Source organism: Neorhizobium sp. PAMB6630 (genome assembly GCF_058242775.1).
In genome coordinates, this window is sequence record NZ_CM177836.1 from 2,109,729 (window position 1) to 2,131,878 (window position 22,150).

At 61.8% G+C, this 22,150-nt stretch carries 18 protein-coding genes; 7 read left to right on the forward strand and 11 right to left on the reverse strand.

Features of this window, described 5'->3' with window-relative positions; translation table 11 throughout:
- Window positions 1–9 precede the first annotated feature (9 nt).
- Window positions 10–426 carry a hypothetical protein gene (locus AC4CWF_RS09970; RefSeq protein ID WP_491281535.1) on the reverse strand — a complete coding sequence of 139 codons (417 nt, stop codon included), beginning with the start codon at window positions 424–426 and terminating at the stop codon, window positions 10–12.
- A gap of 79 nt (window positions 427–505) precedes the next feature.
- Here AC4CWF_RS09970 and AC4CWF_RS09975 point away from each other — a divergent pair, with 79 nt between their 5' ends.
- Window positions 506–976, forward strand: coding sequence for a GNAT family N-acetyltransferase (locus AC4CWF_RS09975; protein WP_491281536.1), 471 nt, complete (start codon window positions 506–508; stop codon window positions 974–976).
- Window positions 977–1,002: 26 nt separating this feature from the next.
- On the opposite strand, the gene AC4CWF_RS09980 is transcribed toward AC4CWF_RS09975, so the two are convergent.
- Window positions 1,003–2,178, reverse strand: coding sequence for an AI-2E family transporter (locus tag AC4CWF_RS09980; protein WP_491281537.1), 1,176 nt, complete (start codon window positions 2,176–2,178; stop codon window positions 1,003–1,005).
- Between the two features lie 199 nt (window positions 2,179–2,377).
- Between AC4CWF_RS09980 and AC4CWF_RS09985 the strand changes: the two genes are divergently transcribed.
- On the forward strand, window positions 2,378–2,923 hold the full coding sequence (locus tag AC4CWF_RS09985; RefSeq protein ID WP_491281538.1) for a hypothetical protein: 546 nt from the start codon (window positions 2,378–2,380) through the stop codon (window positions 2,921–2,923).
- Entirely contained in the window at window positions 2,907–5,465 is a 2,559-nt protein-coding gene (locus AC4CWF_RS09990) for an HWE histidine kinase domain-containing protein (RefSeq protein WP_491281539.1), read from the forward strand. The genes AC4CWF_RS09985 and AC4CWF_RS09990 overlap by 17 nt, the downstream gene beginning before the upstream one ends.
- Before the next feature lie 113 nt (window positions 5,466–5,578).
- Here AC4CWF_RS09990 and parE read toward each other — a convergent pair whose 3' ends face one another.
- Entirely contained in the window at window positions 5,579–7,669 is a 2,091-nt protein-coding gene (gene parE, locus AC4CWF_RS09995; RefSeq protein WP_491281540.1) for a DNA topoisomerase IV subunit B, read from the reverse strand.
- Window positions 7,670–7,880: 211 nt separating this feature from the next.
- Between parE and AC4CWF_RS10000 the strand changes: the two genes are divergently transcribed.
- From AC4CWF_RS10000 to pyrG, 4 genes are all read left to right on the forward strand, one after another.
- Window positions 7,881–8,789, forward strand: coding sequence for an alpha/beta hydrolase (locus tag AC4CWF_RS10000; protein WP_491281541.1), 909 nt, complete (start codon window positions 7,881–7,883; stop codon window positions 8,787–8,789).
- A 161-nt stretch (window positions 8,790–8,950) separates the two neighbouring features.
- A complete protein-coding gene (tpiA, locus tag AC4CWF_RS10005; protein ID WP_491281542.1) occupies window positions 8,951–9,721 on the forward strand; it encodes a triose-phosphate isomerase in 771 nt (256 codons plus the stop codon).
- Window positions 9,722–9,853: 132 nt separating this feature from the next.
- Entirely contained in the window at window positions 9,854–10,240 is a 387-nt protein-coding gene (gene secG / locus AC4CWF_RS10010) for a preprotein translocase subunit SecG (protein WP_491281543.1), read from the forward strand.
- A gap of 127 nt (window positions 10,241–10,367) precedes the next feature.
- Window positions 10,368–12,005, forward strand: a complete 1,638-nt coding sequence (gene pyrG, locus AC4CWF_RS10015; RefSeq protein WP_491285338.1) for a CTP synthase — start codon at window positions 10,368–10,370, stop codon at window positions 12,003–12,005.
- A gap of 100 nt (window positions 12,006–12,105) precedes the next feature.
- On the opposite strand, the gene AC4CWF_RS10020 is transcribed toward pyrG, so the two are convergent.
- The 8 genes from AC4CWF_RS10020 to AC4CWF_RS10055 form a co-directional block, all read right to left on the reverse strand.
- On the reverse strand, window positions 12,106–13,623 hold the full coding sequence (locus tag AC4CWF_RS10020) for a cryptochrome/photolyase family protein (protein WP_491281544.1): 1,518 nt from the start codon (window positions 13,621–13,623) through the stop codon (window positions 12,106–12,108).
- 21 nt (window positions 13,624–13,644) lie between these two features.
- Entirely contained in the window at window positions 13,645–14,868 is a 1,224-nt protein-coding gene (locus tag AC4CWF_RS10025; RefSeq protein ID WP_491281545.1) for a molybdopterin molybdotransferase MoeA, read from the reverse strand.
- Window positions 14,868–15,368 (reverse strand): cyclic pyranopterin monophosphate synthase MoaC, encoded by a 501-nt coding sequence (moaC, locus tag AC4CWF_RS10030; RefSeq protein ID WP_491281546.1) that lies wholly within the window; start codon window positions 15,366–15,368, stop codon window positions 14,868–14,870. The genes AC4CWF_RS10025 and moaC overlap by 1 nt, the downstream gene beginning before the upstream one ends.
- Window positions 15,365–16,180 carry an indole-3-glycerol phosphate synthase TrpC gene (trpC, locus tag AC4CWF_RS10035; protein ID WP_491281547.1) on the reverse strand — a complete coding sequence of 272 codons (816 nt, stop codon included), beginning with the start codon at window positions 16,178–16,180 and terminating at the stop codon, window positions 15,365–15,367. Before trpC ends, moaC begins: the two co-directional genes overlap by 4 nt.
- A 6-nt stretch (window positions 16,181–16,186) precedes the next feature.
- The gene (gene trpD, locus AC4CWF_RS10040) at window positions 16,187–17,203 is read right to left on the reverse strand and encodes an anthranilate phosphoribosyltransferase (protein ID WP_491281548.1); all 1,017 of its coding nucleotides are present in this window, start codon (window positions 17,201–17,203) and stop codon (window positions 16,187–16,189) included.
- 87 nt (window positions 17,204–17,290) lie between these two features.
- Window positions 17,291–19,174: a peptidylprolyl isomerase gene (locus tag AC4CWF_RS10045; RefSeq protein WP_491281549.1), complete on the reverse strand. Its 1,884-nt coding sequence runs from the start codon at window positions 19,172–19,174 to the stop codon at window positions 17,291–17,293.
- Window positions 19,175–19,430: 256 nt separating this feature from the next.
- The gene (locus AC4CWF_RS10050; RefSeq protein WP_491281550.1) at window positions 19,431–20,414 is read right to left on the reverse strand and encodes a lysylphosphatidylglycerol synthase transmembrane domain-containing protein; all 984 of its coding nucleotides are present in this window, start codon (window positions 20,412–20,414) and stop codon (window positions 19,431–19,433) included.
- A 209-nt stretch (window positions 20,415–20,623) separates the two neighbouring features.
- Entirely contained in the window at window positions 20,624–22,141 is a 1,518-nt protein-coding gene (locus AC4CWF_RS10055; RefSeq protein ID WP_491281551.1) for a tripartite tricarboxylate transporter permease, read from the reverse strand.
- Window positions 22,142–22,150: the final 9 nt, after the last annotated feature.

A 22,150-nucleotide genomic window follows, 5' to 3' on the forward strand; every position in this document is an offset into this window, starting at 1 on the left:
GGTTCTTCATCAGCGCAGCTTGCGCGCCACCCAGGAATAACCGTCCTCGACCAGCCGCACCGGGCTTTGCACCAGATTGCGCACCGCATCGCCGCTTGGCAGGATATCGCGCACCCGGCCCAGCGCCTGCCGGGCGAGGTTTTCCTCCTGCGCCCGCTGTTCTTGCGGTGTGGTCGGCTCGACCGGCGGGGTCGCTGCCGGCTTTTGCGTCGGCACGGCGGTCTGCGCCGTCACGACCGTCGGGTCCTGACAGACGGCAATCACCACCGGGTAGGAAATATTGGCAAAAGCGGCCAGTTCCTTGTCCGAGACGGCATTGCAGAGCTCCAGTGTCGGCCAGCGCTGTTCCAGCGTTGCGACGTATCGGCAATCGGTCGCGCTGTCATCGCATCCGAGAATCGTCATCATGACCATGGCTGTGCGCATCGGAGATCCTTGGCAGGGGCGGGACCTCCCTTTATGAGGAGGATCGTGACGCCGTTAAGGCAGATGAAACGAGATAGACATGCAGCAAGACATCATCATCCAGCGCGAACCGCCGCGCCAGCCGGGCGTGATCCGGCTTCTCGAACTCTCCAACGCCTATGCAGCCTCGCTCTATCCGGCTGAAAGCAACCATATGCTGCCGCTCGAGGAGTTGGAACTGCCCAATGTGTCGTTTTTTGTGGCACGGCGCGGCGAGATCGTGCTCGGTTGCGCAAGCCTCGTGCGCTACGCGGATGGCACCGCCGAGATCAAGCGCATGTTCGTGGACGATGCGGCGCGCGGCCTGAAGCTCGGCAAGACGCTGCTGGAGACACTGGAAGCGGAGGCGGAGGCCCTCAAGATTTCGGCCATCCGCCTGGAAACCGGCATCTACCAGCCGGAAGCCATCGGGCTCTATCGCAAGGCCGGATATATCGAGATCGAGCCCTTCGGCAGCTATCGCCCGGACCCGCTCAGCCTGTTCATGGAAAAGACGGTTTCAGCGGCTTGAAGACAAGCACCGGCGCGCGGCATGCCTTATGCGGTGCGTCGGTCCTTGGCGGCAATCTCGGCCACGTGTTCGGCAGTGTCGTGCGGATCGGAGAGTTCGATCTCACGCATCCATTCGCGCCAGATCGCGACCAGAAGCGCCATCAGCACCGGGCCGATGAAAAGCCCGAGAAAACCCATCGTCTTGACGCCGCCAACCAGACCGAAAAAGGTCGGCAGGAAAGGCAGCTTGATCGGCCCGCCGACAAGGCGCGGCCGGATCGTCTTGTCGACGATGAACAGTTCGACCGATCCCCAGACCAGAAGCGCGATGCCGGCGACGTAGGAACCGCTCGCCGCCAGATAGATCGATACCAGCGTGAAGGACAGCGGCGCGCCGCCCGGCACAAGCGCCATGATGCCCGTGAGAACGCCAAGTGTGACAGGAGAGGGAACGCCGGCGATCCAGTAGGCAAGACCGAGCACGATGCCCTCACCGAGGGCGATCAGCGTCATGCCGGTCACCGTCGAACTGATGGTGGCGGGCACGACGCGGGAAATCCGCTCCCAGCGCGAAGGAAGGATGCGCTCTCCCAGCATGTCGATCTGGCGCGAGAAGGACGCGCCGTCGCGGTAGACGAAAAACAGCGCGATCAGCATGAACAGCAGCGACAGGATAAGGTGGAAGGCGCCATCTCCGGCTGCAATCACCGCACGGTAAATATTGCCGATATTGGCGCCGCTGACGATCTGCACCAGTTCGCCGATCGCACCGGGTTCGCCGATATGACGCTCCCATTGCTGGCCAAGCCAGGTGCCGGCCATCGGCAGGTCGACAATCCATTTCGGTGGCGGCGAGCCGAGACGGTTTGCCTGGAGGGCCCAGCCGATCCAGTCGCGCATTTCACCGATCGTGTAGGAAATTGCGATGCCGAGCGGAATGACCAGAAAGGCGATGACGAGAATAATGGCAATCGTTGCGCCAATGGTGGTGTTGCCACCCGTGCGGCGCAGGAGATCGCGATATAGCGGCCAGCTGGCAAATCCCACCACAAGGGCGGCAAGCACGGGCACGACGAAACCGTGAAAGAAATAGATACCGGCAAAGACAATCAGCACCAACAGCCAGCGAGCGGCTGAAATGGGCGGGACAAGGGCAATGCGCGTTGGCGCCACCGGTCCGAGCCAGCGGGGTTCCTTGGTGATCTTGTCTCTTTCGGTCACGATAGGTCAGTTATCCTTGTTCGCGCGTTCGCACCATATGGTCCGGCTGACCACAGGGCGCAAGTGAGCATTTATCAGCATATGCGAAGATTGTGGTTTTCCGGGCGTCTCGAATGGGATAGTACTATGACCATCGTCAATTAAGTTTCCGTCCACCCGAATGCCCTTACCGTATCGCCGCTTGCCTTTGAGCAAGCGCATGTCTGGCACAACCCATGAAGTCTTCGGGCCTGCCGACCGTTTCAATACATTGGAACATTCCCGACACTGTTTGCAAGCACTCTGTTTCCTGCCACGGCAGCAGTCGGCGGCTCGAAACGTTGTTTCCAAACCACCGATATCCGCATTGGCTCATCTCGGGCTGCGCAAGACAGCAGCTCCACGCCGTATCATGACAGGGCTGCATGATCTGCATGTGACGCCGCAGCAACGCCCACCGGTGGATTTGCAGCCCATTCCACGGAAGGGCTGGAAAGGTCGCGGGGCTGCTCTAGGTATTTCCAGGAGCGGGTGCCTGCGGATAGGCGAGGGCATGCCAGGCGCAGATTTGGCGGATGTTCTTGCAAAGTCGACACTGCATTCGCCGCCCCGGCCAGTCAAAGGCTCTCCCAAGGATGAACGCCTTGCTGGCATTCCCGAATTCAACACGATTGTCGATATGGATAGAGTGATCGAGGCTTCGCACGCCACCCCGACACCTGCCGCGGTCACTCCCAAGGAACCTGTTCATGCCCGATGCCCCTAAGGTCGATCTGACGAATTGCGACCGCGAGCCGATCCATATTCCCGGCAGCATCCAGCCTTACGGCTGCCTTCTGGTAACCGATATGTCCGGCGGTGCCGTGCTGCGCCATTCCGGCAACCTCGCTTCCATGCTCGGCATCGAGGGCGACGTCATCGGCCGCCGGCTGGACGAGGTGGTGGGGGACGAAGTGGCACATACGCTGCGCAATGCGCTTGCAACAACCGACGATCCGGCAAGGCCGGCTCTGCGCATGGCGGTGCCGCTTCCCGCCGGCGCTTTCGATGTCTCCGTTCACCGGTTGAACGACGTGGCGATCATGGAGTTCGAGCCGGCAAGTGCCCATTCCGATCAGCCGCTGGAAACCGCCCGCATGCTGATCAGCCGCATCCGTGCCATCAGCGGTATCGACGAACTGGTCGAAAAATCGGCACGGCTGGTGTTTGCCATGCTCGGTTACGACCGGGTGATGATCTACCGGTTCGAGCATGACGGTGCCGGCAAGGTGGTGAGCGAATACAAGCGCCGCGATCTCGAAAGCTTCAAGGGCCAGTATTTTCCGGCAAGCGATATCCCCAAGCAGGCCCGCACCCTCTACCTCAAGAACACCATCCGAATCATCTCGGATGCCAGTGGCGCGCGCGTGCCGGTGCTGCCGGAGCTGGATGCGAACGCGGCCCCTCTTGACCTCTCGTTTGCGCATCTGCGCTCGGTGTCGCCGATCCACTGCGAATATCTGCGCAACATGGGCGTCGCCGCCTCCATGTCGATCTCTGTTATCGTCGATGGCGAGTTGTGGGGACTGATTGCCTGCCACCATTACCAGCCGAAGTCGCTGGCCATGTCGCAACGAATCGCGGCGGAAATGTTCGGCGAATTCTTTTCGCTGCACCTCAGTGCTTTGAAGCAGAAACAGATCCTCGACACCGCCAACAGTGCGCGTCGGTCGCTCGACCGCTTTCTTCAATCTGCCTCGCACACGCTTGATATTTCGGCTTTCCTTCGCCAATCCTTGACCGAATTTGCCAAAATCATGTCTTGCGATGGCATCGGCCTTTGGCTCGATGGCATCTGGACAGGGCATGGCGCCGTGCCGCCCGAAAAAGCCATTGCCGGCATTGGTGATTTTGTTGGCTCCGTCTCGGGCGGGCGCATCTGGGGTACGGACCACCTGTCACTGCACCTGCCGCAAGCGGTTGATTATGCCTCCGACGTCTGTGGCCTGCTGGCCATTCCGCTCTCGCAGCGGCCGCGCGATTACCTGTTCTTCTTCCGCCGCGAACTGGTGCAGATGCTCGACTGGGCCGGCAATCCCGACAAATCCTACGAGATCGGGCCGATGGGCGACCGCCTGACACCGCGCAAGAGTTTTGCGCTGTGGAAGGAAACTGTTCACATGAAATCCGAGCGCTGGACGGAAAGCGAACGCGAGATTGCCGAGGCGATCCGCTCCGTGCTGGTCGAGGTGGTGCTGCACCACAACGAGCTTCTGGCCGACGAGCGCGGCAAGGCAGATGTGCGCCAGCGCATGCTGAACGAGGAGTTGAACCATCGCGTCAAGAACATCCTTGCCGTCATCAAGGCGCTGGTTGGCCATCCCGTGCAGGAGGGCCGGCTGATCGGCGATTACGTGGCGACGCTGAAGGGCCGCATCCAAGCGCTGGCCTTTGCCCATGACCAGGTGGTGCGCGGCGGTGACGGTGGTTCGCTTCGTGACCTGCTGGAGGCCGAGCTGAAACCCTATCGTGACGGCGAACGGCAGGTGATGCTTGACGGTCCGCATGTCTGGCTGGATAGCCGCGGTTTTTCCGTGATGGCACTGGTGCTGCATGAAATGTCGACCAACGCCGCCAAATATGGCGCGCTCTCGGCCAATGGCGGCCGGCTGGACATCTCCTGGAGCAACAATGTCGACGGCGGCACTCAGTTGGCCTGGATTGAAAGCGGCGGCCCATTGGTTCTTGCGCCAAAGCGCGCCGGTTTCGGCACCATCCTCATCGAGCGCAGCATCCCCTATGAACTGGGTGGCGAAAGCCAGGTGGATTACGCAGCATCCGGCCTTCACGCGCGCTTTTTAATTCCGGCAAAACACGTTCACGCCTCCGATACACCCGTCTTCGACCAGGAAGTCGATCTCAATCTTGCATCCGCGAGCGAGATCGCCAGCATTCTGGGCGACCTCGACCTGTTACTGGTGGAAGACCAGATGCTGGTGGCAGCCGATGTCGAGACGATGCTGCTCGACCACGGTATTACCAAGGTCACAACCGTGCCATCGGCTGCCGAGGCGCTTCGGCAGTTGCGGACGTTCACGCCCCATATCGCCATCCTCGACGTCAATCTCGGATCGGGCACCTCCCTGCCGATTGCCGAGGAACTGGTGCGCCGCGACGTGCCTTTCGTGTTTGCCACGGGATACAGTGACCAGTCGGTCATCCCGGCAAGTTTTTCGGCCCCCGTTGTGCGCAAACCCTATGAGGCGACAGCCCTGATCGGCGCCGTCATTCGGGTGCTCGCCGCCCGCGAACCGGTACTGCAGGATTAAAGCAGACGGCTGCGGCAGAGAGGACAACAAAACACGAAAAAGCCCGAGGATCCGGTCGGATCCTCGGGCTTTTTTACAGTTCGGTTCAGCTTTCGCTGGCTGACCGCAAAGCGTCAGATGTCGAGATTATCGGCGAAGGCGGCCCGTTCCTGGATAAATCGGAATCGGGCATCGGCCTTGGTGCCCATGAGGTTGTCGACCGCCTCGCGGGTGCCTTCGAAATCCACGTCATCGATGCCGACACGCAGCAGCGTGCGCTTGGCCGGGTCCATCGTGGTTTCCTTGAGCTGCGCCGGCATCATTTCGCCAAGACCTTTGAAGCGTCCGATCTCGACCTTCTTGCCCTTGAACTCGGTTTCCATCAGTTCGGCCCGGTGACGGTCGTCGCGGGCATAAACGATCTTGGCGCCCTGGCGGATGACGTAGAGCGGCGGCACGGCAAGATAGAGATGGTTGCCGCGGATCAGTTCCGGCATTTCCTGATAAAAGAAAGTGATGAGCAGCGAGGCGATATGGGCACCGTCCACGTCGGCATCGGTCATGATGACGATGCGCTCGTAGCGAAGATCCTCCTCGCGGTATTTTGTGCGCGTGCCGCAGCCGAGCGCCTGGATGAGATCGGCGATCTGCTGGTTGGCGGACAGCTTTTCACGGCTCGCGCTGCCGACGTTCAGGATCTTTCCACGCAACGGCAGGATGGCCTGGTTGGCACGGTTGCGCGCCTGCTTGGCCGAGCCGCCGGCCGAATCACCTTCGACGATAAAAAGCTCGGCGCCTTCGGCGGTGTTCTGCGAGCAGTCGGCCAGCTTGCCGGGCAGGCGAAGTTTGCGCACCGCCGTCTTGCGGTTGACTTCCTTTTCCTTGCGCCGGCGAAGCCGCTCTTCGGCCCGCTCGATCACCCATTCGAGCAGTTTTGCCGCTTCTGCCGGATTGCCGGCGAGGTAATGATCGAACGGATCGCGCAGCGCGTTTTCCACGATGCGCTGGGCTTCGACGGTTGCCAGCTTGTCTTTCGTCTGGCCGACGAATTCCGGCTCGCGGATGAAGACGGAGAGCATGCCCATGGCCGAAATCATCACGTCGTCAGTGCTGATCTGGGCGGCGCGCTTGTTCTGCGTCAGTTCGGCGTAATTTTTGAGACCCTTGGTCAGCGCGATACGCAGACCAGCCTCGTGCGTGCCGCCTTCAGGCGTCGGAATGGTGTTGCAATAGGAATGGATCAGCGGATCGCCGCCATACCAGGTGATCGCCCATTCCATGGCGCCGTGGCCGCCGGTCTTTTCCGTGCGCCCGGCAAAGATCTCGCGGGTAACGGTAAAGTCCTTGCCAAGGGTTGCGGCGAGATAATCCTTGAGGCCGCCGGGGAAGTGGAACACCGCCTTGTCGGGAATATCGCCACCGGCCACCACCATGCCCGGATCGCAGCTCCAGCGGATTTCGACGCCGCCGAACAAATAGGCTTTTGAGCGCGCCATGCGAAAAATACGGCCGGCATCGAACTTGGCGTGGTCGCCAAAGATCTGCGGATCGGGATGGAAGCGCACACGCGTGCCGCGCCGGTTATGTACATCGCCCAGTTCTTCGAGGCCACCCTGCGGCACGCCGCGCGAAAAACGCTGGCGATAGAGTTTGCGGTTGCGGGCAACCTCCACTTCGAGGAGATCAGACAGCGCATTGACAACGGAAACGCCAACGCCGTGAAGGCCGCCCGAGGTTTCATAGGCCTTGCCGTCGAACTTGCCGCCGGCATGCAGCTTGGTCATGATGACTTCGAGCGTGGATTTTCCCGGCACCTGCGGATGGTTTTCCACGGGGATACCGCGGCCGTTGTCGCTGACGGTCAAAAACCCTTCGGCATCCAGATGAACTTCGATGAAATTGGCGTGACCGGCAACGGCCTCGTCCATGGAGTTGTCGATCACCTCGGCGAAAAGGTGATGCATCGCCTTTTCGTCGGTGCCGCCGATATACATGCCCGGACGCATGCGAACGGGCTCCAGCCCTTCGAGCACGCGGATCGAGGAGGCATCGTAGGTATCGGTTCCCGCAACCGCCACCGGCGCTCCGCGCGCCGCACGGGCAGGCTCCGGCGCCCTGGTCACAGGCTCGGCGCTGTTGGCTGGCGTCTGCGGTGCTTCGGACGTCTTGGCGCTCGCGCGGCTCGGGGTCGGAAGGCTGGCGAAGAGGTCGGTGGTATCGTCCATGGGGTCCGTCTATATGGCCTTTGAGCAAGCGGCAAATGGCTCTCGATGGGCAAGTCCCGCGTCTGGGTGGCTATCGAATCGCCCGCGAGTGTGCCAGATAACCGGCTTTTTCGCGATGCCCGCGCATGAAGGCAAAGGGCAGTTCCGGGTTTGCGCCGCCGCGCGCCCGTTGGCAAGCCAGACATCTGGCGGCAAATGCATTGGAAGCGGCATGTCCACAGATCATTTTCACAACCACCCCGTCAAGCACCGCCTTTTGCGTTCGGTGCTGGTTCTGGGGCTTTTGTTTGTGCCAGGCGTTGCGGTTGCCGATCCGCCGATCAAGCCCTTCAAGGATGCGCTCTTTTCGCAGCAGCGTGTGCTGGAAACCCGCGATGGCGGCGCCTTCCAGGTGATCGACTATCAGGAACAGCGCGATATCAATGCCCGCGACCAGGAGCCCGAGCGGCGGGTGAAATCACCTTACGTCGATACGGGCGTGCGCAAGTATCAGGTGAACGAAACGCTGAACCTCTCCGGCAGCAGGCTCGACGTCATGCGCGTCGGCCCGCTGCAGGATGCGGCATTTACCGTGATTTTCATCCATGGCCGGGGAGGGGATCGCCGCCTTGGCGCCAACGACTATTCCTTCGGCGGCAATTTCAACCGGCTCAAAAACCTCGCGGTGCTGAATGGCGGCAGCTATTACGCCCCAAGCATCAAAAGCTTCGACCCCAATGGGGCCGCCGACGTCGCAGCCCTTATCCGTCATGTGTTCGAGCTTTCGGCGGGACGGCCGGTGATTCTCGCCTGCGCCTCCATGGGCGGCTTCATCTGCCAGAGCGTCAGCCGCGACAAGGAGGCGGTGCGTTATCTGAAGGGGCTGGTGGTGATGGGCGGCCCGCCGGATCCGGGTTTTCTGACGACGCCGGCGGCAAAGCTGCGCATCCCCGTCTATTTTTCTCATGGCAGTGCCGACAAGGTCTACAAGGCCGAAGACCAGATCGCGCTTTATGAAAAGATGCAAAGCCGCAAGTATCCGGTGGCGTTCCGGCTGTTCGAAACCGGGGGCCACGGCACACCGGTGCGGATGAGTGACTGGCGCGACATCCTCAATTTCGTCCTGACTGCAGGCGGCTGAACATTTTGTTGACGTTTCTGCGTCGTTTTAACCACACTTCTGAACCAAGGCCGCGTTTTTACATACCATTTGCGTTCGGAACCGTCTAAAAAGCCCCCGAGCACAAGATGAGGACGCCGTTCGTGTTTGAACGGCCGGGAGTTGAAGGGATATAAAGCGCAATGACGCCGGATGTTCGCCCGCTGGTGGCTGGTAACTGGAAGATGAATGGCACGCGGTCCGCGCTGGACCAGATCAAGGCGATGGCCGAGGGCGTGCAGGGCCCCTTGTCGGAAAAGGTCGATGCGCTGATCTGCCCGCCCGCGACCCTGCTTTATGTCTCGACGGCCCTTTGCACCGATAGCCCCCTGTTGATCGGCGCACAGGATTGCCACCAGGACCAGGCCGGCGCCCATACCGGCGACCTTTCGGCGGAAATGATCGCCGACTGCTTCGGCACCCACGTCATCGTCGGCCACTCGGAGCGACGCAGTGACCATGCGGAAACCGACCATCTGGTGCGCGCCAAGGCGCAAGCCGCCTACGGGGCAGAACTGGTGGCCATCATCTGCATCGGCGAGACGGCAGACGAGCGCAAGGCCGGCCAGACACTGGAAATCCTCAAGCGCCAGCTCGCCGGTTCGCTGCCTGATAGCGCTACCGCAGACAACACCGTCATCGCCTATGAGCCGGTCTGGGCAATCGGTACCGGGCTGACGCCAACTGTGGATGACGTGGAAAAGGCGCATGCCTTCATGCGCGCCGAACTCGTTGGGCGTTTTGCGGGCGAGGGCCAGAAGATGCGCATTCTCTATGGCGGCTCGGTAAAACCAAGCAATGCCAAGGAATTGATGGCGGTTAAAAATGTCGATGGCGCACTCATCGGCGGAGCAAGCTTGAAAGCCTCCGATTTCCTCGCCATCTACGGGGTATACGAGGCGCTGACCGCATAAATCGGCGCAAAACGCCAAACCGGGTCACTTGCCCCTTGGAATACCGGACCGGCTCGGGTAAAGAGCCGGCCAAACCATTGATGCCGAACCCTTCATGGATGCCGCCCAGACGGCGCGCAGGACTGGACTGATATGCAGACCGTATTGATCGTTATCCATCTCATGATCGTGCTGGCCCTTGTCGGCGTTGTGCTGATTCAGCGCTCCGAAGGCGGTGGCCTTGGCATCGGCGGCGGCTCCGGCTTCATGTCGGCCCGCGGCACGGCCAATGCGCTGACCCGCACGACCGCCATTCTGGCCGCACTGTTCTTCGTGACGTCGCTGGCGCTTGGCATCATGGGCCGCTACGAACAGCGCCCGACCGATATTCTCGACCGGATCCCCGCGACCCAGCAGGGTCAGGGCAACGGTATCCTTGATTCGCTTGGCGGCCAGCCGGCCGGCGGTGCCGCACCGGGTGCAACTGCCCCCGCACAGCCGGCACCAGCCGATCCGACAGCCGTTCCGACCGGCCAGTAAGGCCGCGTCGCAGACCAAACCGCCGGCAGGCCAAAAGCCTGCCGGTTTTCTTTTGTTCAGATTTCAACAGCTTTAATCAACCCATGCAAATTTTGGGCTGGTGGAATCGCTTGTTTATAGGTATCCGGTGACTCCCATGGCGCGATATGTATTCATCACAGGCGGCGTGGTTTCTTCCCTCGGAAAAGGAATTGCGGCCGCAGCCCTCGGAGCCTTGTTACAGGCCCGCGGTTACCGGGTTCGCTTGCGTAAGCTCGACCCTTATCTCAACGTCGATCCAGGCACGATGAGCCCGACCCAGCACGGCGAGGTCTTCGTGACCGACGACGGTGCCGAGACGGACCTCGATCTCGGTCATTACGAACGCTTCACGGGGCGTTCGGCGACCAAGACCGACAACATCACCACCGGCCGGATCTACAAGAACATCATCGACAAGGAACGGCGCGGCGATTATCTCGGCGCCACCGTTCAGGTGATCCCGCACGTCACGAACGAGATCAAGGACTTCATTGTCGAGGGCAATGACGACTATGATTTCGTCATCTGTGAAATCGGCGGCACGGTGGGCGATATCGAGGCAATGCCCTTCGTGGAAGCGATCCGCCAGCTCGGCAACGAGTTGCCACGCGGCGCTGCCGTTTATCTCCACCTGACGCTGATGCCGTATATCCCGGCCGCCGGCGAGCTTAAGACCAAGCCCACCCAGCATTCGGTGAAGGAACTGCAGGCCATGGGCATTGCGCCCGATATCCTGCTGGTGCGCGCCGACCGGGAAATCCCGGAGGCCGAGCGCCGCAAGCTTTCGCTGTTCTGCAACGTCAGGGCCTCCGCCGTCATCCAGGCGCTCGACGTCGCCAATATCTATGACGTGCCGATGGCCTATCACAAGGAAGGCCTTGATTCGGAAGTGCTGGCCGCCTTCGGCATCGAACCGGCCCCGAAGCCGCGTCTCGACGCCTGGGAAACCGTCAGCAACCGCATCCGCAATCCGGAAGGCGAAGTGACGATTGCCATCGTCGGCAAATATACCGGCCTCAAGGACGCCTACAAATCGCTGATCGAGGCGCTTTACCATGGTGGCATCGCCAACCAGGTGAAGGTCAAGCTCGAGTGGATCGAGTCCGAAATCTTCGAGAAGGAAGATCCGGCGCCGTACCTCGAAAAGGTCAACGGCATCCTGGTGCCCGGCGGCTTTGGCGAACGCGGAGCGCAGGGCAAGATCAACGCGGCCAAGTTTGCTCGCGAACGCAAGGTGCCGTATTTCGGCATCTGCTTCGGCATGCAGATGGCCGTGCTGGAAGCGGCCCGTAACCTCGCCGGTATCGACGACGCATCCTCGACCGAGTTCGGCCCCTCCAAGCAGCCAGTCGTTGGCCTGATGACGGAATGGGTGAAGGGCAACGAGTTGCAGAAGCGCTCCGTGGCCGGTGATCTCGGCGGAACCATGCGGCTTGGCGCCTATAAGGCTTCGCTGAAGCGCGACACGAAGATCGCCGACATCTACGGCTCCACGGACATTTCCGAGCGTCACCGCCACCGCTACGAGGTGAACGTGGACTACAAGGAACGGCTGGAAAACTGCGGCCTGATCTTCTCCGGCATGTCGCCGGACGGTCTGTTGCCGGAGACGATCGAATATGCCGACCATCCGTGGTTCATCGGCGTGCAGTATCACCCGGAACTGAAGAGCCGGCCGCTCGATCCGCATCCGCTGTTTTCGAGCTTCATCGAGGCGGCACTGGAACAGAACCGTCTGGTCTGACGGTCCGTTATTGCTTCACATACAAAAATCCCCTTCCGGTGACGGAGGGGGATTTTTTCGTTTGGCCGAAGTGAATTGCGTGGAGACGCGGAACAGCGGGTCAGTCGCGTGAATCGGCCTCAGAGCTTTTACCGGTTACCTCAGCATAGGCCGCCAGCGCCCGGTCGCGCGCTTCGAAATGATTGACCACCGGCTTTGGATAGGTTTTGCCGAGCGTCACGCCGGCCTTTTGCAAAACCTCCGGCGGAGCTTCGAAGGGGCGGTGAATGTATTTCTTCGGCAGACGTGAAAGCTCAGGCACAAACCGTTTGATGTACTCGCCATCGGCATCGAATTTCTCGCCCTGCAGGATGGGATTAAAGACCCGGAAGAAGGGTGAAGCATCGGCGCCCGAGCCCGCCACCCATTGCCAGTTGGCGGCATTGGAGGCGACATCGGCATCCAAAAGTGTGTCGCGGAACCAGGCTTCGCCGCGCCGCCAGTCAACCATCAAATCTTTGATCAGGAAGGAGGCGGTGATCATGCGCACGCGGTTGTGCATGATGCCGTGGCGCCAGAGTTCCCGCATGCCGGCATCAACAATCGGATAGCCGGTCATGCCCTTCGTCCAGGCTTGAAAACCGTCGTCGTTCTCCTCCCAGGGAAACGCATCGAAGCGGTCGTTCCAGTTGTGTGTGCGAAGCTTTGGAAACGCCACCAGAAGGTGATGGCAGAATTCGCGCCAGACCAGTTCCTTGCGAAAATGGGTCACATGGTCGGAGGCTTGCAGGCCGCGTGTTGCATACCAGATGCGGGCAGGCGAAATTTCACCAAAGGCCAGATGCGGCGAAAGCTTTGACGTCGCCTCGGTCTTTCCCGGAAAATCGCGGTCGGCCTTGTAGGTGTGGATCGGGCGCTCGACAAACTGTTCGAGCTTTTCGACGGCACCGGCTTCACCCGGGGTCCAGAGCGTTTCGAATTCCTCTGCCCAGTTCGGGTGCATCGGCAGGAGATGCCAGTCGGACAGTGTTTCCGACGACGGAAACGTGCCAGGGGCGGGCAGGGTTTCTGGCGCCTCCGCCGGTTCGCGCGGCTCACCATCCTTTTCCAGCGCTTTCCAGAAGGGAGTATAGACCCGGTATGGACCGCCGGTGCCGGATCGCATCGTATGCGGATCATGCAGAAGCTGGCCCTTGAAGCGCTTCACCTCGAGCCCGCCGTCATGCAGTGCCTTCAGGATCTCGGCATCGATCCCGTCACGCTCGTAGAGCCGGTTGAGATAGACGGCTTTGGCCCCAGTCTCCTCGGCAAGGGCTGCAAGCACTTCGCTTGCCGTGCCCGTCTTCAGAATGAGCCGGTTGCCGCGGGCCTGAAGGGCTGCTGAAAGCGCCTGAAGCGAATGATGCAGCCACCAGGCCTGCGCCGCACCGAGCGGCCCGACAGCCTCGTCATCGGGCTCGCGCACATAAACGCAGAGGATCGGCCGCTCTTTCTCGACAGCACTCAAGAGCGCGCCATTGTCATCCAGACGCAGATCCTTGCGGAACCAGACAAGGATGGGCGAATGTGTTGCGTCTGGCACCGTGTAAAACTCCGGAATCGTTTGTCTTTGCCGTCGTTTACGGCAAGGAGAGCCCATCGGATCATCTTTGGTGAAAAGTCAGAACCGACGCAGCAGCAGGATCGGGCAGGGGGCGCCGGCCGGCAGTTCGGGCGCATGCGGCGGGCGCACGATCAGGCAATCCGAATCGGCAAAAATCCTCATCATCGAGGAATCCTGCTTGGCAAACGGCGTTGCCATCAGGCGCCCGTCATGATCGCGCGCAAGCGTTGCACGAAGATAGTCCTGCCGGTGGTCGTTCTGGCCAAGCGGTACTGCGGCAAAGGCATCGCGAGCGCGGCTTTCGGTGCCGCGATGGGCAAGTTTTGCGACCAGCGGTTCGAGGAAAAGCAGGCCGCAGACCAGGCTTGCGACCGGGTTTCCGGGCAGGCCGAGCACCTGCATGGCGCCGAGCGAGCCTACCATCAGCGGTTTGCCCGGCCGCATGGCGATGCGCCAGAAATCCAGTTCCATGCCTTGCGCCTTCAAGCTCTTCTGCACCAGATCATGATCGCCGACGGAGGCGCCGCCCAGCGTCACCAGCACATCGGCGCCTTCATCGACCGCCTTGCCAATGGCCGCCTCGATCAGGTCGGAACGATCCGCCACGATACCGAGATCCAGAACCTCGCCGCCGGCCGCCTCGACCAGAGCGGAAATGCCAAATGTATTGGAGGCGATGATCTGCGATGGCTGAGGCACGGCGCCCGGTGATACCAGTTCGTCGCCGGTGGCAATGATGGCAATGCGCGGGCGGCGATAGACGGAAAGTGCCGGATGGTTCATGGCGGCTGCCACGGTGAGACGCGCCGGGTCGAGCCGTGTTCCGCTCGCGAGCACCACGTCGCCTTCGGCAAAATCCTGTCCACGCGGGCGGATGTGGCGGCCCTTCGTCACCGCAAATGTCGTACGGATACGGTTGCCATCGCGTTTTTCCGCATCCTCCTGGATCAGCACCGTATCGGCGCCCTCCGGCACGGGCGCGCCGGTAAAGATACGCACTGCCTCGCCCTTGCCGACAGACCCGGAAAAACCGTGGCCCGCGGCCGATTCGCCGATGACCGTCAGTTCCGAGCCGATGACGGGGGCATCGCCGGCCCGTAGCGCATAACCATCCATGGCGGAGGAATGAAAGGGTGGCTGGGTGAGGCGGGCTGCGATATCGGCTGAGAGAACACGGCCCGCAGCCTCACGCAGGGGGACCTGCTCAGACGAATCGACCGGTCTTGCGCGCGACAGCAGGCGCGTGAGAGCCTCGGAGACCGGCAGCAGGCTTGCATTCATCAGCTTGCCTCATCCGGCCGGCGCCAGTCGCCGGATTTGCCGCCGCTCTTTTCGACAAGCGCGATGCCGCCGATCTGCATGCCCTTGTCGGCGGCTTTCGCCATGTCATAGATGGTGAGGCAGGCGATGGAAACGGCCGTCAGCGCCTCCATCTCGACACCGGTCTTGCCGGTGAGCTTGGCGGTTGCCTCAACCCGAAGGCCCGGCAGATCGTGGTCTTCCACAATATCCACCGTCACCTTGGTCAGCATCAGCGGATGGCAGAGCGGAATGAGGTTTGCCGTCTGCTTGGCGGCCATGATGCCGGCGAGCCGCGCCGTGCCGATCACGTCACCCTTCTTGGCATTGCCATCGAGAATGAGGCCAAGCGTTTGCGGCAACATGCGCACAAAACCGTGTGCCACGGCCACGCGGACAGTCTCGGCCTTGTCGCTGACGTCAACCATATGCGCCTCGCCGGAGGCGCCGAGATGGGTGAGGCGCGGCGCGTCCTCGCTCATTCCGCAGCCTCGGCTGCGGGCGTGCCGGAGAGGAGCGTGCGGGTGGCCGCCGTCACATCGTCCTGCCGCATCAGGCTTTCGCCGACGAGGAAGGTGGTAATGCCGGCTTTCTCCAGACGCTTGCAATCGGCGTGGGTGAAGATGCCGCTTTCGCCGACCAGGAGCCGATCCGCCGGCACCATGGCAGCCAGCGCCTCGCTGACGGACAGGCTGACCTCGAAGGTGCGCAGGTTGCGATTGTTGATACCGACAAGCGGCGAGGACAGTTTCAGCGCGCGCTCCATTTCCGGGGCGTCATGCACTTCGATCAGAACATCCATGCCCAGCGACAGGGCCTCGTCTTCCAGCGGGCGTGCCTCGTCATCCGAGAGCGACGCCATGATCAGCAAAATGCAATCGCCGCCCCAGGCGCGGGCTTCATGCACCTGATACGTGTCGAACATGAAATCCTTGCGCAGCGCCGGCAGCGCGCAGGCCGCGCGAGCAGCGGTCAGAAACTCCGGCGCACCCTGAAAGCTCGGGCCATCGGTGAGCACGGAGAGACAGGCCGCACCGCCTGCTTCATAGGCCGCGGCGAGCGCCGGCGGATCGAAGTCCGGACGGATCAGACCTTTCGACGGGCTTGCCTTCTTGATTTCGGCAATCAGGCCGAACGTGCCGGCCTCCTGGCGCGCCTTCAGCGCCTTGTAGAACCCACGCGGCAAGGACTGGTCCGCTGCCATTGCCTTCAACTCGGCAAGCGGCACGCGAGCCTTGGCAGCAGCGATTTCATCGCGCTTGTAGGCTTCGATTTTTCTCAGAATATCGCTCATAAAACCTCACATAGGTTCGTTGGAGACGGCGACAAGCGCATCGAGCACCTGGGCCGTTCGCCCGCTGTCCAGCGCTTGCGCTGCAATCGCCATGCCCTCACGCAGATCGCCTGCCTTTCCGGCAATCACCAGCGACGCGGCGGCATTGCAAAGCGCAATGTCGCGATAGGCATTTTGGGCGCCCGACAGCACCGCCCTCAAGGCTTTCGCATTGGCCTCGCCATCGCCACCCTTCAGGTCGTCGATGCTTGCGCGGGCGACACCAAAATCTTCCGGCGTCAGCTCGAAGCTGCGGATCGTGCCATTTTCAAGCGCGCTGACCTGCGTGACGCCGGTGGTGGTGATTTCGTCCATGCCATCGCCGTGCACGACCCAGACCGTCTCCGACCCCAGATCCCGCATCACTTCGGCAATCGGCTGCACCCAGCGCGGCGAAAAAACGCCAAGCAGCTGTTTGCGGGCACCGGCCGGATTGGACAGGGGGCCAAGCAAGTTGAAGATGGTGCGCGTGCCAAGCTCGACGCGGCTTGGGCCGACATGGCGCATGGCCGCGTGGTGCACCTGCGCGAACATGAAGCCGATGCCGGCCTGATCGATGCAGCGCGCGATCAGGTCCGGCGTAATATCGAGCTTCACGCCAAGTGCTGTCAGTGCATCGGCAGTGCCCGATTTGGAACTGAGCGCCCGATTTCCATGCTTGCCAACGGCCACGCCGCAGCTTGCGACGATGAGCGCTGCGAGTGTCGAAATATTGTAGGTGCCAAGTCCGTCGCCGCCGGTTCCCACGATATCCATCACGGCGGCCGAGGTTTTCACCGGCAGCATTTTTGCGCGCATGGTGGACACCGCGCCGGAGATTTCCTCGACGGTTTCACCGCGCACGCGCAGTGCCATCAGGAAACCGCCGATCTGCGATGGCGTTGCTTCGCCCGACATCAGGATGTCGAAGGCGAGACGGGCTTCATCGCGGGACAGCGCCTGGCCGTTTGCCACCTTGGCAATGAAGGGTTTCAGTTCGGGCATCCTCTGGCTCTCCCCGGCGCAATGGCCCCGAAACCCGCAACCGGTTTCGCCAGGCCAGATGCGATATGTTCAGTCCTGTTTAAGCCCTCAGCGCACCATCGCCTGATCGGCCAGTGCCTGGTTGATCTGCACACCATAGGTGGTCTGCAGCTCGGTCACCATCTGGTCCAGCATGTCGTCGCCGGCGGCGCGTGCAATCTGCTGCAGCTGCTGTTCCTCGCCCGACAGCGCATCGGCCGGCGGCTGATTGACGGCGGTGACATGCATCAGAAGACGGCTTTCACCATCGGCGGCAGGGCCGGTGGCATTGGTGTTGACGGGGCCAGAGAAGGCAGCCGTGATGGCTTCGCCACCGAAGATCGCATCATTGCCCTGGCGGCGAAGACCGGTCTTGGTTTCGACGGCAAGGCCAAGCTCGCCGGCGACGGCGGCAAGCGTGTCACCGCCGTCAAGGCGGTTGCGCAGCTCTTCGGCGCGCGCGGCCAGCGCATTGCGCTGCTGCTCGGTCGTCCAGTCGGCCACGACCTTGTCATGCACTTCCGAAAGCGTGCGGTCGCGCTCGGGGATGACTTCGCGCACGTCAAACCAGACATAACCGTCATTGCCAAGGTTGGAGGGCAGGGTCTCGGCGCCGACATCGCTGCGGAAGACATCCGTCAGCAGGCTTTCGCTCTTGGGCAGGGGAACGCCGGCGCCATTGCCATCGTTGCCGCCGCGGTCGGCCGTGACGGTGACCGCCTTCAGCTTCAGCTGCGCTGCGGCTTCCTCCAGCGAGGAGCCGGAACCGCGAAGATCCTCGAAACGATCATGCACGGCCTGAACGTTCTGGGCGGCGGCGGCAAGCGACAGGTTGTTGCGGATCTCGTCCTTCACCTCATCGAAGGATTTCACCGTTTCCGGACGCACATTCGTCACGCGCAGCACGACCGGGCCAAATGCCCCCTCAACGACCGGCGTAACACCACCTTGCGGGCCAAGCGCGAAGGCCGCGTCGGCAATCTTCTGGTCCGGCAACTGGTCCTTGGTGAAATCACCCAGCATCACGTCGGCCAGGGTCTTGCCCTGATCGGTCACCAGCGCACTGAAATCCAGCTGGCGTTCCTTCATCTGCGCCAAAGCGGCAACCGCCATTTCCTTGCTCGGAAAGGCCAGCTGCTCGATGGTGCGGGTTTCCGGCGTCTTGTAGCTGTCCTTGCGGCGGTCGTATTCGGCGCGCACCTGCTCGTCGGTCACGCCCGTCGGGTCTGCCACATCGCTCGGCTGCAGCGTCACATAGGCAAAGCGGCGAAGTTCCGGTGCGCGGTAACGGCTTTTGGCCGCATCGAACCATGTCGCAAGCACGTCTTCGGCGGGTGCCTTGACCGGATCGATATTGGCGAATGACAGAAGCAGGTAATCGACGTCGCGCGCTTCGTTGCGATATTGCTTCAGCGCGTCCACCAGTACCTTCGGTGCCTGGAAACCATCGGAGATCGCATCGACAATCTGGCTGCGCACAGCAACCTTGCTGCGCTCCTTGATATAGTCGTCTTCGCGAAGTCCGGCATTGCGCAGGCGCGTGCTGAAAAGGGTGCGGTCAAACCGGCCGTCATTGCCGCGGAAGGCGGGGTCTTCGGCGATCAGGTTTGCCAGACGATCCTCGGAAAGACCAAGCCGCATGTCCTCAGACAGCTGGTCAAGGGCAGCACCTGCCGAAAGCTGGGCGAAGGCCTGACGGTCGACGCCAAAGGCGCGCGCCTGTTCCGTTGTCAGCTGCGTGCCGAACTGGCGGCTGAGCGAACTCAACTGGCGCTGATAGGCGAGGCGGAATTCGGCCGGCGATACTTCCTGGTCCCCCACGGTCATCACGGCATTGCTGCTCGGTCCCACGAGCGATGCAGAGACACCCCAGATCGCGAAGGAGCCCACGAGAAGCAGAAGAAGCAGTTTCGAGACCCAGGAGCGGGAGTAGTTTCTGAGGGTATCAAGCATCGATCGACATTACCTTGAAAACGGGGCAGCCACAGGCAGCGCGCCAGCGGGTTCGAAGGACTGTCTCTAGAACAAAGCGCACAGGAAATGAAGGTCCGCATTGGTAAAAGAAATGCGTGCATCGTGCTCAATGCGCAGGAAAGGCCGCCGCTACCGCCAACTGAAGTCGCGGGACCGCTTTTGAGGGAAGGCACTCGGCCCGATACGCAGATGGGAGCGGAGGGAGGAAGGCGCGGGGCTTTCCTGGCCGCACCCGTCAGGCCGAGGGCGCGCGCAGGGCAGGGTCCGGCGAGTGGTTTTGCTTTTCCGCGCTGCCCTCGTGTTTTTTGCGGGCGCGGAACACGGCCTCACCCACCAGCGAAACGGGAAGCGCAATGGCAAAGGGAATAAAGAAATAGATCACCCGGAAGGCCACCAGCGCGCCGATTGACGCCTGATCTCCCATCACGTGCTTCACCGTCACCTCCAGCACGCCAAGCCCGCCCGGCGCATGGGTGATGAGAATGGCGATATTGGCCAGCACATAGGCGGTCGCAGCCTTGAGGTAACTGACATTTTCGGTCGCCTGCATCAGTTCCATCAGGCAGGCCGAGACGAGGGCGAAATTCACCGTGCCGATCAAGATCTGCAGAATGGCAATGCGAACCGTCGGCATCACAAAGGTCCATTTGCGGATCTTGAGCGGCGCGCGCAGGAAGGCGGCAAGCACGACATAGACGAGGGCAATGACGAAGCAGAGGCCGCCAATCAGCATGGCAATGGTGGGGGAGACGCGCAGAAGCGCCGCCGCATCCGACGGGTTCAGCACCATCACGATGCCGGAGAGAACGAGAAGGCCAAGGCCGACCGTCATGCCCGACATCAGCACGATCTTTGCCACATCCTCTGTCGACATGCCCCAATGGGCATAATACCGATAACGGATGGCGCCGCTGCTGAGGCCGGCAAGGCCAATACTCTGCCCCAGCCCCAGGGCGACAAAGGAGGCGAGCGCAATTTTTGGATAGGCCAGATCGTTCTTCACATACCGCACGCCCGTCCAGTCGAACCCGGTGAGGCAGAGATATGAGCCGGCGCAGTAGAGAAGCGCCAACAGGAAGTTCGACATGGGAATGGCGCGGACCGATTCCATGATCTGCGTCCAGGTGAACTGGCTGAGCCCGATATAGACGAGATAACCGGCAAGGCCGACGCCAAAAATCATCGTGCCATAGGTGAAGAGGCGCTTGCGTCCGCTCATGCAGCGCACGCGACGTGGTGGTGCGCCCGAACAGGCGACGATAAAAGCGCGAGAGTTTTGGAAGCGTTAGTCAGCAGGGCCATCATCATCACCTGAAAGAACGCCGGTAAACGGGATGGCGCGGCTTTGGTTCCCAGGCTTCAAAAAAGCAATCCCGCCGGCCTTTCGGGCGGCGGGATCAAGGGGCAGGGTCTTTGGCAAACGGCAGGTCAGTCTTCGTTTGCCGCCATCTGGGACAGAACCTCGCCGCGACCGCGTGCCCGAAGGATCAGCGGCACGATCAGCGCGAGAGCGGCAACGATCAGCAGGCCGGCAGCAATCGGCGAGGTGAAGAGAACCGAGAAATCCCCCTGGCTGATGGCGAGCGCCCGGCGCAGCTGCTGTTCGGCAAGCGGCCCCAGGATAAGGCCCACCACGACAGGCGCAATCGGATAACCGAAGACGCGCATGACGTAACCGAGAATGCCGAAGGCGAGCAGCATGCCAAGCTCGAAGACCGACGGGTTGGCGCCAATCGTTCCAAGCGTCGCAAACAAGAGGATGCCAGCATAAAGCCACGGCTTCGGGATGGTGAGCAACCGCACCCAAAGGCCGATCAGCGGCAGGTTCAGCACCAGCAGCATGAAGTTGGCAATCAGCAGCGAGGCGATGAGGCCCCAGACGAGCTGCGGATTGGTGGCAAACAACAGCGGACCGGGCTGCAGGCCGTATTGCTGGAAGCCGGCCAGCATGATGGCAGCGGTCGCCGTCGTCGGAAGACCAAGCGTCAGCAGTGGCACCAGCGTGCCTGCAGCAGACGCATTGTTGGCAGCTTCCGGACCGGCAACGCCTTCGATGGCGCCGTGGCCGAACTCTTCCGGATGTTTGGACAGGCGCTTTTCGGCGGCATAGGACAGGAAAGTGCCGATTTCAGCGCCGCCGGCCGGCATGGCACCGATCGGGAAACCGATGACGGTGCCGCGCAGCCACGGCCTCCAGGACCGCGCCCAGTCAGCACGGTTCATCCAGACGGACCCCTTGACCGCTTCCACCTTGTCGGGCCCCTTGACGCCCTGCGCTGCAATAAACAGCGTTTCGCCGATGGCAAACATCGCAACGGCCAGCGTCGTCACCTCGATGCCATCGAGAAGATCCGGCACGCCGAAGGCAAGCCGGGTCTGGCCAGTCAGCTGGTCAATGCCGATGGTCGACAAAGCAAGGCCGATAAAGAGGGCCGTGAGGCCGCGAAGCGTCGAATCACCGAAGGCCGAGGACACGGTGACGAAGGCGAGCACCATCAGCGCGAAATATTCGCGCGGGCCAAACACCAGCGCCAGCTTGACGATGAAGGGGGCAATAAAGGCAAGTCCGATCGTGGCGAGCAGGCCTGCCACGAACGAGCCGATGGCCGCCGTCGCCAGTGCCGGTCCACCGCGTCCCGCACGTGCCATCTTGTTGCCCTCGAGCGCGGTGACGATCGAGGCACTTTCGCCGGGCGTATTGAGCAGAATGGACGTGGTCGATCCGCCATACATGCCGCCGTAATAAATACCGGCAAACATGATGAGCGAGCCGGCGGGGTCCAGCTGGTAGGTGACGGGCAGAAGCAGCGCCACCGTGAGCGCCGGCCCGATGCCGGGCAGCACGCCGACGGCCGTGCCGAGCGTCACGCCGATCAGGGCGTAGAAGAGGTTCATCGGCTGCGCGGCAATCACCAGGCCCTGCAGCAGGAATTCAAACGTGCTCATGACGTGGCT